Annotated in this window: 9 protein-coding genes and 1 pseudogene; 6 read left to right on the top strand and 4 right to left on the bottom strand. The window is 38.0% G+C overall.

Going from position 1 to position 15,482, the window contains the following annotated elements; genetic code table 11:
- Positions 1-64: 64 nt before the first annotated feature.
- Positions 65-544, bottom strand: a pseudogene (locus tag QQK21_RS18915) (PAS domain-containing protein); the annotation flags it as partial.
- A gap of 302 nt (positions 545-846) precedes the next feature.
- Between QQK21_RS18915 and ylqF the strand changes: the two are divergent.
- The 5 genes from ylqF (at position 847) to cqsA (ending at position 7,014) form a co-directional block, all read left to right on the top strand.
- Positions 847-1,791 carry a ribosome biogenesis GTPase YlqF gene (gene ylqF, locus QQK21_RS18910; RefSeq protein ID WP_284193736.1) on the top strand — a complete coding sequence of 315 codons (945 nt, stop codon included), beginning with the start codon at positions 847-849 and terminating at the stop codon, positions 1,789-1,791.
- A 34-nt stretch (positions 1,792-1,825) separates the two neighbouring features.
- The gene (locus tag QQK21_RS18905) at positions 1,826-2,797 is read left to right on the top strand and encodes a CobW family GTP-binding protein (RefSeq protein WP_284193735.1); all 972 of its coding nucleotides are present in this window, start codon (positions 1,826-1,828) and stop codon (positions 2,795-2,797) included.
- 436 nt (positions 2,798-3,233) lie between these two features.
- Complete coding sequence (gene clcA, locus QQK21_RS18900) at positions 3,234-4,637, top strand: H(+)/Cl(-) exchange transporter ClcA (protein WP_284193734.1); 1,404 nt, start codon at positions 3,234-3,236, stop codon at positions 4,635-4,637.
- A gap of 90 nt (positions 4,638-4,727) precedes the next feature.
- Positions 4,728-5,684 carry a TDT family transporter gene (locus QQK21_RS18895; RefSeq protein WP_284193733.1) on the top strand — a complete coding sequence of 319 codons (957 nt, stop codon included), beginning with the start codon at positions 4,728-4,730 and terminating at the stop codon, positions 5,682-5,684.
- A gap of 154 nt (positions 5,685-5,838) precedes the next feature.
- Complete coding sequence (gene cqsA / locus QQK21_RS18890; protein WP_284193732.1) at positions 5,839-7,014, top strand: alpha-hydroxyketone-type quorum-sensing autoinducer synthase; 1,176 nt, start codon at positions 5,839-5,841, stop codon at positions 7,012-7,014.
- A gap of 33 nt (positions 7,015-7,047) precedes the next feature.
- On the opposite strand, the gene QQK21_RS18885 is transcribed toward cqsA, so the two are convergent.
- Complete coding sequence (locus tag QQK21_RS18885) at positions 7,048-9,075, bottom strand: ATP-binding response regulator (RefSeq protein WP_284193731.1); 2,028 nt, start codon at positions 9,073-9,075, stop codon at positions 7,048-7,050.
- A gap of 337 nt (positions 9,076-9,412) precedes the next feature.
- Here QQK21_RS18885 and QQK21_RS18880 point away from each other — a divergent pair, with 337 nt between their 5' ends.
- Complete coding sequence (locus QQK21_RS18880; RefSeq protein WP_284193730.1) at positions 9,413-10,063, top strand: glycosyltransferase family 25 protein; 651 nt, start codon at positions 9,413-9,415, stop codon at positions 10,061-10,063.
- Positions 10,064-10,111: 48 nt separating this feature from the next.
- Here QQK21_RS18880 and QQK21_RS18875 read toward each other — a convergent pair whose 3' ends face one another.
- Both QQK21_RS18875 and QQK21_RS18870 read right to left on the bottom strand, forming a co-directional pair.
- Positions 10,112-12,226 (bottom strand): CDP-glycerol glycerophosphotransferase family protein, encoded by a 2,115-nt coding sequence (locus QQK21_RS18875; protein ID WP_284193729.1) that lies wholly within the window; start codon positions 12,224-12,226, stop codon positions 10,112-10,114.
- A gap of 203 nt (positions 12,227-12,429) precedes the next feature.
- Positions 12,430-15,471 carry an SbcC/MukB-like Walker B domain-containing protein gene (locus QQK21_RS18870; RefSeq protein ID WP_284193728.1) on the bottom strand — a complete coding sequence of 1,014 codons (3,042 nt, stop codon included), beginning with the start codon at positions 15,469-15,471 and terminating at the stop codon, positions 12,430-12,432.
- Positions 15,472-15,482: the final 11 nt, after the last annotated feature.

Genomic DNA, 15,482 nt, shown 5'->3' with positions numbered 1-15,482 from the left:
ATGAAAATATTGATGAAATAGGATTAGGTGGAACTTATCGGTGAATTGGGCGCAATACCCCAAAAAGTGATCCCAATAAAATGCCATAGCGCACACCATCATAACGAGGAATGGACCAACGCCTTGCCGACATCTCGGCTTTGCGCAGTCGCTTATATGCTTTGTCTGCAATATTTACCCATTCCCTTTTGGGCTTAACTCGAACAGACTGATAACCTATGATCTGGCCATGTTCGTAGATCGGGGTAACATAAGCATCAACCCAATAAAAACCTCCTGATTTGGTGCGATTTTTGACTATTCCTCGCCATGCTTGGCCTTTCTTTAAATGTGACCACATATCTGCAAACGCCGCTTTAGGCATGGATTCATGGCGAACAATATTGTGATTTTGACCCAGTAGTTCATCACCGCTGAATTCAGCAATACGACAGAATGCTTCATTGCTGTATGTAATGACACCATTTAGATCCGTTGTGGAGACAAGCTGTTCGTGGGTTTCCAGCAAGGTTTCATGTTCTGAGGAAGTTTGGGTAACGGTCATAACGCTATTTTTTGAATTATCCATATGGAAAATGAAATATAAACAACAAATATTGACATAGCAAAGTATTAAACTTGTTTCATTTAACACTTTTTAAGTATCACTCGCTTTGGTGGAACCAAAGATTTAAAACGAACAATATTTCACCAAGCTACAGACCTGAGTTATGAGAATATCAAACACAATGTTAAGATGACTTATAGCCCTCAGATTTACGATAGTTTGGCTTTCAGTTCATCCAGATAGCCTAAACTGGTACAACTCGTGAACAATACTCTATTTTGAAAAGGCCACACATTCATATGGTTAATAATATAATTCAATGGTTTCCGGGCCACATGCACAAAGCCCGTAAAGAGATCGAAGAAGCCATCCCACAAATTGATGTGATCATCGAAGTATTAGACGCTCGAATTCCATTTAGCAGTGAAAACCCCATGATCTCTGAAATTCGCGCTGGAAAACCGGTTGTAAAAGTCCTTAATAAGCGAGACTTAGCCGATCCAGAATTGACTCAGCTGTGGATCGATCACTTCGAAAAAGAACAAAATGTCAAAGCCATGGCCATCACAACGTCCAATCCACACGAAGTAAACAAAATCTTAGACCTATGCCGTAAACTTGCTCCCCATCGTAAAGAGATTGGTAAAAATATTCGCACTATGATCATGGGCATCCCCAATGTGGGGAAATCGACCATCATCAACACGCTTGCTGGCCGCGCAATAGCGGTAACAGGGAACCAACCTGCCGTAACCCGCCGTCAACAGCGAATTAATCTGCAAAATGGTATCGTGCTGTCCGATACACCAGGAATCTTATGGCCTAAAGTTGAAAATCCGCACAGTGGATTTCGCTTAGCCGCAACAGGTGCTGTCAAAGATACTGCAATGGAATACGAAGAAGTGGCTTTCTACACGGTAGAATATTTGGCCCAAGCCTATCCAGAGCGCCTAAAAGAACGCTACCAAATTGAGGAGCTTCCTCAGAGCGACATAGAATTAATGGAAGAAATTGGTCGTAAACGCGGTGCGTTAAGAGCTGGTGGCCGAGTCGATCTGCATAAATGCTCTGAAATTTTACTTCATGAACTGCGTAATGGCACTTTAGGACAAATCACGCTTGAGCGCCCTGAAATGATCACCAAAGAATTGGTGGAAGTTGAAATAGAAACAGCGCGCAAAGCAGAGCTTAAAGCACAGAAAAAAGAAGAACGCCGTAAGCGCTACTTGAAAAATAAACGCTAATTGAATTCTACGCTAGACATTACGAGAGATTGACATGCTTACTCCAACAAACATCATTACAGGCTTCTTGGGTTCGGGAAAGACAACGGCCATCCTTAACTTGCTTAAAGAAAAGCCCGCCAATGAAAACTGGGCAGTTTTAGTCAATGAATTCGGTGAAATAGGCATTGATGGAGCAATACTCAACCATCAAGGAATTCTCGTTAAACAGGTTCCGGGAGGTTGTATGTGTTGTGCAGCAGGCGTTCCAACGACTGCGGCCATCACATCGCTCCTGCGCAGTAAACCCGATCGCTTAATTATTGAGCCAACTGGATTAGGACATGCAGACAAAATCCTCACCATACTCATGTCTGAACAGTTCAAAGATCACATCGATTTGAGAGCAACCATTGCACTTGTCGACCCACGCAATCTTTCCAACTCAAAGTATCTAAACAATGAAAACTTCATTGAGCAGCTCAATATTGCTGATATCGTCATAGGCAATAAAATCGACTTATGCACATCAAAAGACGTTGATACCTTTAATGATTGGGTCACAGATCAAAACCCACCTAAAATATACTGGCAACTAGTGAAACATGGCCACTTCCCCTATGAAATTGTTAACAATATTCGGCGCAGTCAACCGACTACGAATGTACATGAACACCATCATCATACCCAAATGGCAGAACCTTTAGTGCTCGGCTCTGACCAACAAGTAATAAGACGCGAAAATAGTGGTCAAGGTTATTACAGTTGCGGATGGTTATTTAGCAACCAAGTTGAATTTTGCTTTGAGGATTTAGTCTCTATGCTGTCAGACTTGTCAGCAGAAAGAATTAAAGGTGTTATGAGAACAAGCAAAGGGTACATAACCGTCAATATATCTAACGGCGTTGTCTCAATCACGCAAGCGCCTGAACCTAGTGATGATAGCCGCCTTGAAGTTATTGATAGTCAAAAACTACCTTGGGATCAGTTAGATAAAATTCTCCATCAATTGGCAGGTCTACTTTAAAATGCTTCAGACAACAAAAGGCGCACATTCAGTGCGCCTCGTCCCTCGTACTCAATCGTGAGCTTGCGAATCAGTGCCTTCGTTTTCGACATTCTGATCATAACACGAGGATTTCATTTATTTAGGTGAATCCTTCCAAATTGTATGTAAGGTTGACTTTCTCTATGCGAACAGTTCAGGTTTCCTTACACCTTAATTCTGGTCTAAATCGGCCAAAATTCAAGCAAGAAAATGTGATCTTCTACCAAGATATGAGCTTAATTGCTTATTGATTCATTTGCTGCATATTTGAAATTCAATATTTCAATTTTGATAGATTTAGAAGTCCTCCCCCAAGCGTATAATCGCCCGAGTGTCCCCAATTTCTTGAGTATATCTGACATGAATAATGGGAACAGCGCCTAATATTCGTAATATCGTAAGGACCAATAAGCAAATGAGCACCAAAGAGAGAGTTAAGCGATCCTTACTTTCTAAAGTTCCTAAGGATGCCATGAATCAATTTCTCTCCAAAGACAAAACACCGCTATCGGTATTAGTTCTCTCTTTGATTGTTGGGATATTATCAGGATTAGTCGGTACCATGTTCGAAATGGCCGTTCATTTTGTCTCAGACACCAGAACTGAATGGCTTAAGCAAGCCATTGTCCGATCCTTACCACTCTGGCTTGCCGCCATTTTGATTAGTGCAGCTCTTGCGTTTGTTGGATATTATTTAGTCCATAGATTTGCTCCAGAAGCGGCTGGCTCAGGCATTCCCGAAATAGAAGGTGCTATGGATGGCATCCGCCCAGTTCGCTGGTGGCGGGTTTTACCGGTCAAATTCTTTGGAGGCATGGGAGCGCTTGGTTCAGGTATGGTACTCGGACGAGAAGGACCAACAGTTCAAATGGGGGGCGCGATTGGTCGCATGGTCACCGATCTCTTTAGGATTAAAAACGACGATACGCAGCATTCATTACTCGCATCTGGTGCGGCAGGTGGTCTAGCTGCAGCGTTTAACGCCCCTCTAGCTGGTATCATGTTTGTCGTCGAAGAAATGCGACCACAATTTCGCTATTCACTCATCTCCATCAGAGCCGTCATTATTTCTGCCATATCAGCCAACATCGTTTTTCGATACATTAATGGGCAGGAAGCCGTCATAACCATGCCGCAATATCAGCGACCTGAGCTGGCTGCTTTATGGCTTTTTTTGCTACTCGGAGCGATGTTCGGTGTATTCGGCGTTACGTTCAACCGTTTAATCAATTTTTCACAAGATCTGTTTGTAAAAATACACAAAAACGATCGCAAACGCTATTTAGTTACTGGAAGTTGTTTAGGTGGCTTTTTTGGTCTCATGCTTCTCTATTTACCTGAAATAACCGGAGGAGGCATTGCTCTTATCCCCACCATTACTAATGGCGGCTATGGTGCCGGAGTATTACTTCTACTTTTTATCGCTCGAATAGTCACGACTTTACTTTGCTTTGCATCAGGAGCTCCGGGAGGAATTTTCGCGCCTATGCTCGCACTCGGCACCTTATTTGGCTACGCATTTGGCCTAATTACACAAAGTCTACTACCTGAACTTACCATTGCACCTGGCATGTTTGCGATTGCGGGTATGGGCGCTTTGTTTGCAGCAACAGTAAGAGCGCCGATCACTGGTATTTTGCTGGTTATTGAAATGACCAATAACTATTACTTAATCTTACCCCTTATCATCACTTGCCTAGGAGCGGTCATTGTAGCTCAATTCCTAGGGGGGCAACCAATATATAGCCAGCTTCTTCATCGCACGCTAAAGAATGAAAAATTACGACAAGAAGATCTACCCAGCGAGAGCAAATCCTAGTTGCTAATTAAGCAACCAAATTGATATCATCTCCAGCTTAATCCAATGATGTATTAAATTGACGTCTTATTCTTTATTAGGATGTAGCTGTTGAACTTGAATCGATTTTTAAAATTTCATAACGTTCCCCCCGCTCAAGCCGCATTAGCACTCGGCATGATTGGGTTAGGGCATGCTTGGGCATTATATATTCCACAAATCGGTATGTTTGTCCGTCCCTATCTAGCAGGCCTCGGGGCCTTGTTACTGATTCCAGTTCTAATCAAGTATTTAACCAACTATCGCTTACTTTTGAGCGATCTCCGCCACCCTCTCAACGGTAGCCTTTTGGCGCCTCTCACCATGGCTTTGCTCGTTTTATGTGATTACCTAGCCGTTATTTCTCCTTTGATCGCTTATCCAATATGGTTTACCTCATTAACATTGCATCTAACCATGATGATGCTGTTTTTCTATTTCCAATTCAGACAGTTCAAACTCGCTAATGTTGTTCCTAGTTGGTTTTTATATCCTGTCGGTTTGATCAGCAGTTCATTAGCTGGCACTAAATTTGGCCATACGGTTTTCTCTGAATCCTTGGTAAACCTCTGTATCGCCATTTATTTCTTTACCCTGCCCATTGTTCTATACAGGCTGATGTTTGAAGGAAGTCTTCCAAGACCAGCTCGGCCAACATTAACTATAATGGCGGCTCCAATTAATTTATCACTTGCAAGTTACCTAGTTAATTTTCGTCAGCCAGATCCCATACTAACAGGAGCCTTAGCTGGAATAGCAATCACAATGACATTAACTATTTATCTCTGCTACTTTCGCCTAATGCGACTAAAATTTCACCCTTCAATCGCAGCAGTCACTTTTCCTTCAGTCATAAGTGCCATCGCTATGTATCGATTAACAAGCTTTTTTGAGCAATACCAACCTCAGTGGCAATGGCTTCATAAGTTTGGTTTTTTTGAGCTTAGCATCGCTACAGGTTTAGTCATTTGGGTTACCCTCAGATATATCAAGATGTATTGGCCTGAGATATTTTCCAGAAAAAATTAACATTCTAATTTATTATTTTAGTTGATGCTGGTTTTTAATCTAGCATATAAATTAACCAGATATTGTAATATACAACATTTGACAAACCACTATCCTTTTTTGTTTTTATAAAAATAGCCAGCATGTACTGGTGTATTCAATCAAGGATATATTTATGAAATCAAAAAAAAATCATTCACATCTACCAGAATTCATTAGTAAACATCTAGACTTCTATCTTGATGATCTCATTAAAAAAAATAATAATGGAAAACATTTAGTATTAGGAAAACGTCCATCGGTAGGCGATATCAACCTTCAAAATAATGATTATCTAGACATTTCCAATCATTCTAAAATAGTTGAGCATCACGTAAATTCCATGCTCAATTATAAATCTTCACCTGTTATGTCTGGGATATTCCTTCGTGATAAAGATACACAGCCAGTACTAGAAAAAAAAATGGCAGATTATGTAGGCTTCAAATCTTGTTTATTAACACAATCTGGATGGACAGCAAATATTTCCTTATTGCAAACCATATGTAGCGATAACACAACAGTTTATATAGATTTTTTTGCTCATATGTCACTTTGGGAAGGAGCAAAAATTGCTGGGGCAAAAATATACGCATTCAGACATAATGATATAAATCATCTAAGAAAACTGATTAAACGTTATGGTCAAGGAATTGTATTAGTCGACTCTATCTACAGTACTATAGGCACTATTGCCCCACTGGAAAATATAGTCACCATATGCAAGGAACATGACTGTGCTATTGTAGTTGATGAATCTCATTCATTAGGCACCCATGGTTGCAAGGGTTCTGGACTTGTCAATTCACTAAAACTTACAAGTCAGGTTGACTTCTTGACTGCAAGCCTAGCTAAAACATTTGCATATAGGGCTGGTGCCATTTTTTGTAATAACCAAGCAAACGAATGTATCCCTTTTGTAGCATATCCATCAATTTTCAGCTCCGCTATGCTTCCTTTCGAGCTAGATAGACTAGAAAAAACGATGCACGTTATCAAAAAGAAAGATAAAGAAAGAAATCACTTACACAGAGTCAGCAAATATATTCGTGACCAACTTTTACAGTTAGGACTAACGATAAAAAGTGATTCTCAAATTATCGCAATTGAAACAGGTAGCGAATCAAATACAGAAAAAGTCAGAGATTTTTTTGAAGACAATGGTATCTTTGGGTCAGTGTTTTGCCGACCTGCAACTCCATGTAGGAAAAATATAATCAGGTTGTCAATAAATAGCTCTATCACTTACCTTCAGGCAAATGAGATCTTAGAGGTTTGCGAGAAAGCTTTAAAAGAAAAAGTTTTAAATTAAGGGAAAAATCTAAAGCTAGGTAGGTACTTAGCTTTAGATCCAGAAGGAGATTTTATCTATTATTGCTTTGGTGTTTGCAGGCTTAACTATGTAGTCATTCATACCAGATTGTAAAATAGTGTCTATCATTTTCTGTGACGAGTTTCCAGTATACGCCACGATTGGCACGGATGAAAATAGCCGAATTTCATAGGTCGCTTCCAACCCATTCATTTTTGGCATTTCTATATCCATGATGACCAGATCCACTGCTTCACTTTTCAACTCTTCCACTACCTCTTGCCCATTGTTTACCTCAATTACCTTAAAACCATGTTGCTCCAATATTAAGGAAGAGTAGGTCCTGATAGATTGATTATCGTCAGCTATAAGTATAGTTTTTTTATTTTCTTCAATGTTATTCTCATTATTATTTGGTTTGACTTTTCTATCTTCAAAAATCAAATCACATATTAATATTTCAAAGTCTTTTTCTAGTTTATTTTTTTCTACAGAGAAAAAACTTACTTCTCTATCAATTTTTCCTTCATGAATATATATTATTTTCGCCTCCGTAAAGCAAAGCTTTTTCTCTATGAAATTAATGTCCACTCCTCTTAATAGCAATTCATCCAAGTCTAAGAAAATCACCTCATATTCAAATTCGTAATTTTTTTTATTGATAAAGCGTTGAATGTCAAGATAGATAAGGTTAAGTCGTTTAGCTAAAGGTGTGTGAGAAAAAATATCATTTAAATAACTTTCTCTGCCAATATACAGAATGGACATATCTACAATTATATCAATCATGTATTTTCTAGATACACATGAAAAATAGGAAGGAAACTTTAGCGTGAATTGTGTCCACTCATTAATTTTTGACTTGCAGGAAATTGTTCCTCCTAATGAATGCATAACCCTACGACAAAATGGTAGTCCTAGTCCAGAGCCCGATTTTTTTCCATAAGTGAAGAAATCTTTAAATATACTTCCCAACACTTCTTCTGGAATGCCTGAACCATTGTCAAAATATATAAGCTCATGATAGTCTTTAAAACAGCTTATTTTTATTTCAATCTCTAGCTCTCTTACTCCTTGATGACTAAAAGAATTCTTAATTAAGTTAAAAATAACATATTTAATTAAAGTATCGCTGCCAAGAAAGTATGCATTACAATAACAATTTAAGCTAATGAAATCACGATAATTTTTTCCCAGAAATGGTATACATTCTAACGAATCTTCAATCACTTTACTGAGTGAGTGTTTTTTAAACGATTTCCTCGTAACTCTACTTTCATCAATTGAGGTTAACAGTAAATCTATAGTTTCATTGCCGATTGAAATAGTATTTTCTGCATCACTTAATGTTTCTTTTACAACAGTAAGATCGTTATGAGATATACTATAGTATTCACTTTTTTGAATATTCTCATGTGGTAGTAACGATTTCACTACATCAATTGCGCCTTGTACTGCACCCAAAGGATTTCGCATTTCATGTGCTATGCCTGCTCCAAATGATTTTGCTATAGAAACTTTACTCTCATGCTCCACTTGATTCCTGAAGTAAAACAATGTGCCAAATATGTACGTAAACAAAAAAATTGGTATATAGGACAATACTATACCATTTACAGCTAACGAAAGGTCAGCACCATAGACACAACCAAATGCAAAAAGAACTGACACAGCAGCTTGCATCAGCATAATTCGTGTCTCGTAAACTGTTAATATATGGAGAAAGATTGAAGCCATAAACGACATTGTCCATATATTTGACCAATCATTCATAAACATCATGAAGCTAAAAAAGAAAGGTAGGCAAATGCCTATAGATAAAAGATAATATTGTGGCATATATTTTTTGAAAGACTTGGGAAGTTTTTCTCTAAAAGCTATGATTGAGAAGAGAATTGAACATACTATACGTAAAATTAGATTTTCATATGGTTGTGGGAATAAATAAGTCCATACGTAATAGTATACTGGATACCCAAGCATCCCCATCCATCCAACCAATGTCAAATTAGGTTCCGCATATTGATATACTTTCCTTACCTCTTCAGCAACTGACCTCATAATCTACCTAACATTAACCAAGCCTAACTAATGATATTATATCTTATGCAACTAATATTTTTTTTCAGTATTAATCTTTGCTTTTTAACAGAAAAGATGGAAATTTTTAGTTAGTTGAATAACTATTGAGCAGAAATGCAGCCAGAAATCATACCCTTAAAAGATCAGCATGGTGCGTACCTTTAACGTTCGAATTAGATGAAGTAGGCTCAGTGCCATAAATCCCGCAAAATCAACCTGAACTAACATGAATTAACTTGAATTCGAAAGAGTTCCCATGGCAATTTTTTCTAGCTATGCTTAACATATCACCTCTTTGGCGCCCAAGGTATTTGTTATGTTAACCGATAACGTTCATCTAAAGATCATTAATTTGGCTCACCGGATCGATAGAAAAGAGGAATCCATAGCTGAGTTAAAAGAATGCGGTATTAATATTGGTGATGAGTCATTCTTTGAAGCTTACTATAAACCAGAGTGTGGCGCATTAGGCTGTAGCCTCAGTCATGGTAACTTAATTGCCCACTATTTATCTCTCTCTTCCAGTCCATACTTGTTAGTCTTGGAAGATGACTTTGAAGTCCAAGAATGCGAACTATTTCTTTCTAACTTAGAGAGAATTTTGGATTGCTCTAGCGATTGGGATGTATTTCTTCTTGGCAATAACCAAGCCATACCTATTGCAATAATCGATGATCAACTCGGGTTTTCTCGAGTAATCAACTCACAAACCGCATCAGGCTATATTGTCCATAGAAGCTTCGCTGTTAAGCTGATGAGCACGTTTTTTGAATCTGCACTCGGTCTAGAGTATTCGAGCAAGCTCCCTCTCAAGCTCAATAAACTCGTTAGCCATCACTATTGCTTAGATATTTTATGGAAGAAGTTACAAACTGAACATAGATTTGCAACAAGATTACCTCCATTAATCAAACAACGGGCTAGTTACTCGGATATAGAGATGAAAAATGTAGATTATGGTGTTTGATTTAGACAGGTAGGCAAGGGTCAGAACATTTTTGAGTAACAGTCATAATTATAATTCAGTTCTGTCCAACTCGTCAGCCATTGTTAAAATTCGGTTGCAATTCAATCTGTCATTATAATCAAAGAAAACCTGGCCATCATTTAGATAGGTTGTCTTATCATTTATTATTTTTCCTATATTTTCAATGACTTCGTCGCTATTATTACATGATGCCAAAAAGGGCGTTTCTTTATCCGTAATCATTTCCCCTCCTCGGACAGCAAGAAATGCTTCTTTGTCAAATGGATAAGTGATCGCGGGCTTTCCTAATCTTATAAAGTCAAATACGACAGAAGAATAGTCAGTGACTAATAACCTACCTGTAGACAACATATGTTCCCAGTTTAAATCTGACATATACCGAAAAGAAACGCATGGAAGATTAACGTTCATTTCAAATTTAGACATCTTGTGATGTAATACCAAAGTAATCTGATGGTCATTTTCGCTTGCCCATTTTGATAATTTGGACGTTAGATCAATAATTGAACGATAATATTGAGATTTTATAAATTCATCTAAGCTTTGATGTTCCAGCCAATTTCTCCAAGTTGGAATATAAAGAATGTTGTTGCATTGCTTGTTTGTAACTTCAGGAAGATAGTCATACCTTGAAAGCCCAGTGACTTTAATAATATCTTCAGGAAATGAGTAGTCGCTAATAAAACTATTTTTCTCAAAATTAGATGAAACACAAAGCATATCAGGAAGCTCATTCCTGCATGTCATAGAATAATGATCATAATAGAATGATGTGCGATTGAGTGCCATAACACCATGTTGTAAAAAAATAAGTTTTTTGCTATTTCTTGGCTTTTTATTGAGAACTCTCCAATAAGGAGAAATATCTAACATTGATACGTCAAAGAAGTATCTTCTCGCCAGTCCAACATAAAATAAATGCCTGATACTGCCATACTTTAAGACATTACCATGCTTACTCGCTTCTTCAATGTTTTTCTCTCTAGTGACAAAATAACAGTTTAGTCTCCTACCTACGCCTTTAAAAAAAGCAAAGCCATTATCAGATATTGTTTTTCCTTCCCTTTCTCCTATAAGAGAAATGTTTACATTAAAAATTTTTGAACAAAAAAAACCAATATTGAATAATAGCAATGACTTAATGAAATTGTAATATATGATGGATTTTTTACTAAAAAAATATTTAAATGCACTAAAATTTAGATTGAAGATTAAATGACGTTTTTTTAAATTATTATGATACATATTTTTTAAAAAATCCAACTCTCCAGCACTTAAGTATTTAAGAAGGTTGAAATTATATATAAGAATTCTTTTTACATCCTTAATATCTTCATTTTTAAATGACTTAGTCTTAGAATATATACCTATATCACTAATTAATTCTTTTATGAAGAAAAACTTTCTCATTTTTTTTTGAGTTTCTTTCTCAAGAGTACTCAAAGAATTATCAAGATCCTTTGATATGAGAATAGATTCTTTTATATTTTCAATTAAGTATTTGTCCCTTTTGGTACTTTCTATATAGACGACCTTGTCAACAGACCCTATTCTTTTTGCTTTGTAATATCCATAAATACAAGGCTTACTATCACTGGAGTAATTAGAAAAATCTGAAAAAATTGACTCGTTATAACTTATTAAAAATGCTTTCCTATATATCCTATTAAAAGGAAATATATTTTTTATCAGTTTTGGAGTTTCCTCAAAAGTAGTTGAATCGATTTTTCCTAGAAAATGGGAAGGTTTTATATATGCTCCATTGCCTCCAATGTACTTTACCCAAGCAATTGCCATATCTAAGCAGTGCTTTTCCGCGTGTTCAAATAAAGAAATCAGTCCATCTTCAACAACATATCCATCTGATTTCATGAAGAATAAGTACTTACCTCTTGCGTTTTTTATTCCTGAATTAAAACAATATCCATTTTCAGGAAAGTCGCTTTTTATGACTGAAACTCTATCTAATTCAGAGTATTTATTTAATACATTATTAACATTGCTATCGTCTATATTATAGATTACAATAATTACTTCTATATTAAGTTTGCATATCTTTAATAAATCAATAGTATTGATTATAGAATATGAAATATCTCTCGCTGATATAATAATCGAGATATCTATTGTTTTACTTTCCATAATAGTTTTTATAAGCAATGTTTTCTATATACTAGCATAATAATAACTTGGATGTGAAAAATATTATAAATGCTCAATATATTATGGTTAGAGAAGTCCTAATGGATATTCTGTCTTTCAACGTCAATGTTCGTTACTGTATCAACCAAATCACTAAAGACAGTAACTTCTCTCATTGAGTAACAATGACTAGCTGGTAACATTTATGCGCCAACAAGTAAAATCTTGCTTCCCGATCTTGATGAGTTCACATCCAGCCTCAGTGGCATCTGCTCTTTGAGCTCTGAAACATGAGAAATAACGCCGATCATACGACCGGTTTGCTGAAGCTCTACTAGAATCTGCATCGCTAAATCCAATGACTCAGGGTCTAAACTGCCAAAGCCTTCATCGATAAACAAAGTATCCAGTCTTATTCCACCACTGTATGACTGAACGACATCCGACAGCCCCAGAGCAAGAGCCAGTGCCGCCATAAAAGACTCTCCACCTGACAATGTAGCAACATCACGTGTTTTACCTGTGTATCCATCTTCAACCGATAGGTCCAATCCTCGGCCAGCGACACCTTTAAAGCCTTCTGTTTTACGTATAAGTTGATAACGCCCTTGACTCATCACTCTCAACCTTTGAGAAGCTTGAATCAAGACATCATCAAGTAACACACCCAGCACAAAGCGATGTAAACTGACTCGGCTGCCTGTTTTTCCGCTCGCGACATCGTAGAGTGTGCCGTATACCTTATATTCCTCGTCGAGTTTACTGTTTTTGGTTCGTAATTGGGCAATATCCGAAGCGACTTTTTCCAAGCGATGGAAAAGCGATTGATCAGCATCTAGTTCACCTCGACATTTAACGTGCTCTGACTCAAGAAGCGTAACATTAAGTTGCTCTTGTTCTAGATTTGGCCGAGAAGTGTTGGCAAGCTCTTGTTCAATATCATAAATAGTTTGCTTGAGTTTTAACTTGGTCGAGCTATATTGATCTATTTGCTCACGCCATTGTTGCATTTGCTCTGAACTAGAACGGCATTCCCAAAAATGCTCCAATGAGGAAAAAGAAACGGTCTTTAAAGCGTAATCCCACTCTGTCTCAGCCAGTTGCGTATTGTTGAACGCCACAGTCAGTAGCTCTTGGTGAGAAGATATCTGAGACTCAATATTGGAATAGCTTACTGTCGCATTATGCAGTGAGTCTTGCGCACTTTTCAATGCTTTATTAAGCTGGTCAATATTCTGCTGGAGATCGAGGTACACGGCATCAATTTGAGCTACCGAATCATATGAGCCAGAGATTGAGGCACGAAGCTGAACCAACTGTTTTTTTTGAGCTTCAAGTTTTGCTTCATTAGCTGATATTTCTTCTCTAAGAGCGTTTATTTTCGCCTCACCGTTTTCACACCTTTGCTTAAGTTCCGCAGCGACACTTTCTAACTTAGGCACATCAATAGAATCAAGTTCATGGTATCTTGCCTTTAACTGCGAAAGCTTTTGCTCTGTCGATTCAATATCGAGAACGGCATCATCACCTAATTCCAGTTTGTATGACTGAATCAGTTTTTCCTGCTGCTCACACAAGGAATGATGACGCTCCAATTCGTTCAGTGCTGTATTAAATTGATCTAATGCCGCCGTTTCAACTTGACGAGCTTGTTGCACATCCTGCTTATATACTTCCTTACCTTCAAACTCTGTTGGACTCGGGTGCTCACAACTGCCACAAACTGGGCAAGGTTGGTCCGACTTCAGCCGTTTAGCCAGTACTGCTGCCTGAGCACTATGCCAATGCATTTCCAACTTGTCCGCATGTTGGCGTTTCTCTGCTAAATCTTTCTCTAACAGCTGCTTAGCTAAGAGCATAGTACCAGTTTGGTTGGTAAGCTGTATCTGCTCATTGACCAAAGATCTCAACTTACTCAGGTCGGCCAATAAACGTTGGGTTTTCGCAATATCAGCCTCAAGAGAGACTTTCTCCGTAGTCCCTTTCCTTGCACTATCTAAGTCGCGTTCACTTTTCTGTAACTGTTCGAAAAGTTGAGCTTTTAGCGCTTGATACTTAGCCATAGTGTGAACATGTTCTTTACCCTGAGATTCAAGCACTTTCAGATTTGCTTGCTGCAAGTCTACTTCTATTAGTTTTTCTTTACTTTGCGCTAAATGAAAAAGTTGCTCATTTAATCTGGGTAGTTGTTCTGCATTCAATGTGGCTTTTTGAAATTCTTGCTCACACAAAGTTAAGTAAGTTTGAGCTTGCTGTCTTTCAATATTTAAAGTCGAGATTTTACTTTCCAGCGCCTTGACTTGATTAAGGCATGATTGCCAATGTTGATACGGCACATTGAGCTTTTCTGCGCTTAGAGCAAGCTCAAGCAATGAGGTAATTTCTACTATTTTATCCCGCTGCTCTAAATGCAGATTTAAGCTCTTTTGACTATGATCTCGCTTAGAAAATTGACCAGCCAGCATCTTCGACTGCTCAAGTTTAATTTTCGCTTGATTGAGACGATCAAAGCTCGATTTTTCCTCTTGTTTTGCTTTAACCAGTTGCTGTGCGACTTCCTCAAACTTATCTTTCAGCTCTTGCTCTGAGGCCACTTCAGCCACTTTCAGTGCGCCTTGTATTTGGTTATCAAACTCTTCTTTAGCGGTGACAATAGCCGAAGCCTTATCTTTTAAAGCGAATTCTATTTTTTTGTAGATATCGGTTTGAAATAGCTGACCAAAAATCGCTTCTCTGTCTTTTGAACTTGCCAATAATAGCTCACGAAATTTTCCCTGCGGCAATACCATGACCTGACGAAACTGACTTTCATTTAAGCCAATAAGCTGAGTAATCTCTAGCTTTACTTGTGCTGTTTTACTGGTAATTAATCTGTCACTTTCGGTTATTTCGTAAAGCGACGCTGTATGCTTGCGTGTTGTTGTACCCTCTCCACGCGACTTAGGCACTTGCTGCTCTGGCTGTCGAGTTACACGGTAATGTTTGTCATATAGTGCAAACTCAAATGTTATCTCTGTTGGTGTTGAGAGATCGGCCAGATCACACCGCATATGAATTGCTTGTCTCTCATTGCCGGTCGTCTCTCCGTACAAAGCAAAACAAATCGCATCCAAAATAGAGGTTTTGCCCGACCCTGTTGGACCGTTGATTAAAAACAGAGGATTGCTGCCTAGCAGTCGAAAATCAATGGATTGCGTCGTTGCGAAAGGACCAAAAGCTTGCAGAGTTAACAATAGTGGTTTCATTCGTTTGCCCT

Source organism: Vibrio zhanjiangensis (assembly GCF_030161235.1).
Classification (GTDB): domain Bacteria; phylum Pseudomonadota; class Gammaproteobacteria; order Enterobacterales; family Vibrionaceae; genus Vibrio; species Vibrio zhanjiangensis.
This window is presented reverse-complemented; position numbering and strand designations above follow the sequence as displayed.

Coding starts and splice junctions, on each gene's coding strand:
- ylqF (WP_284193736.1), top strand. CDS start 847: ATGGTTAATAATATAATTCAATGGTTTCCGGGCCACATGCACAAAGCC.
- QQK21_RS18905 (WP_284193735.1), top strand. CDS start 1,826: ATGCTTACTCCAACAAACATCATTACAGGCTTCTTGGGTTCGGGAAAG.
- clcA (WP_284193734.1), top strand. CDS start 3,234: ATGAGCACCAAAGAGAGAGTTAAGCGATCCTTACTTTCTAAAGTTCCT.
- cqsA (WP_284193732.1), top strand. CDS start 5,839: ATGAAATCAAAAAAAAATCATTCACATCTACCAGAATTCATTAGTAAA.
- QQK21_RS18885 (WP_284193731.1), bottom strand. CDS start 9,075: ATGAGGTCAGTTGCTGAAGAGGTAAGGAAAGTATATCAATATGCGGAA.
- QQK21_RS18880 (WP_284193730.1), top strand. CDS start 9,413: ATGTTAACCGATAACGTTCATCTAAAGATCATTAATTTGGCTCACCGG.
- QQK21_RS18875 (WP_284193729.1), bottom strand. CDS start 12,226: ATGGAAAGTAAAACAATAGATATCTCGATTATTATATCAGCGAGAGAT.
- QQK21_RS18870 (WP_284193728.1), bottom strand. CDS start 15,471: ATGAAACCACTATTGTTAACTCTGCAAGCTTTTGGTCCTTTCGCAACG.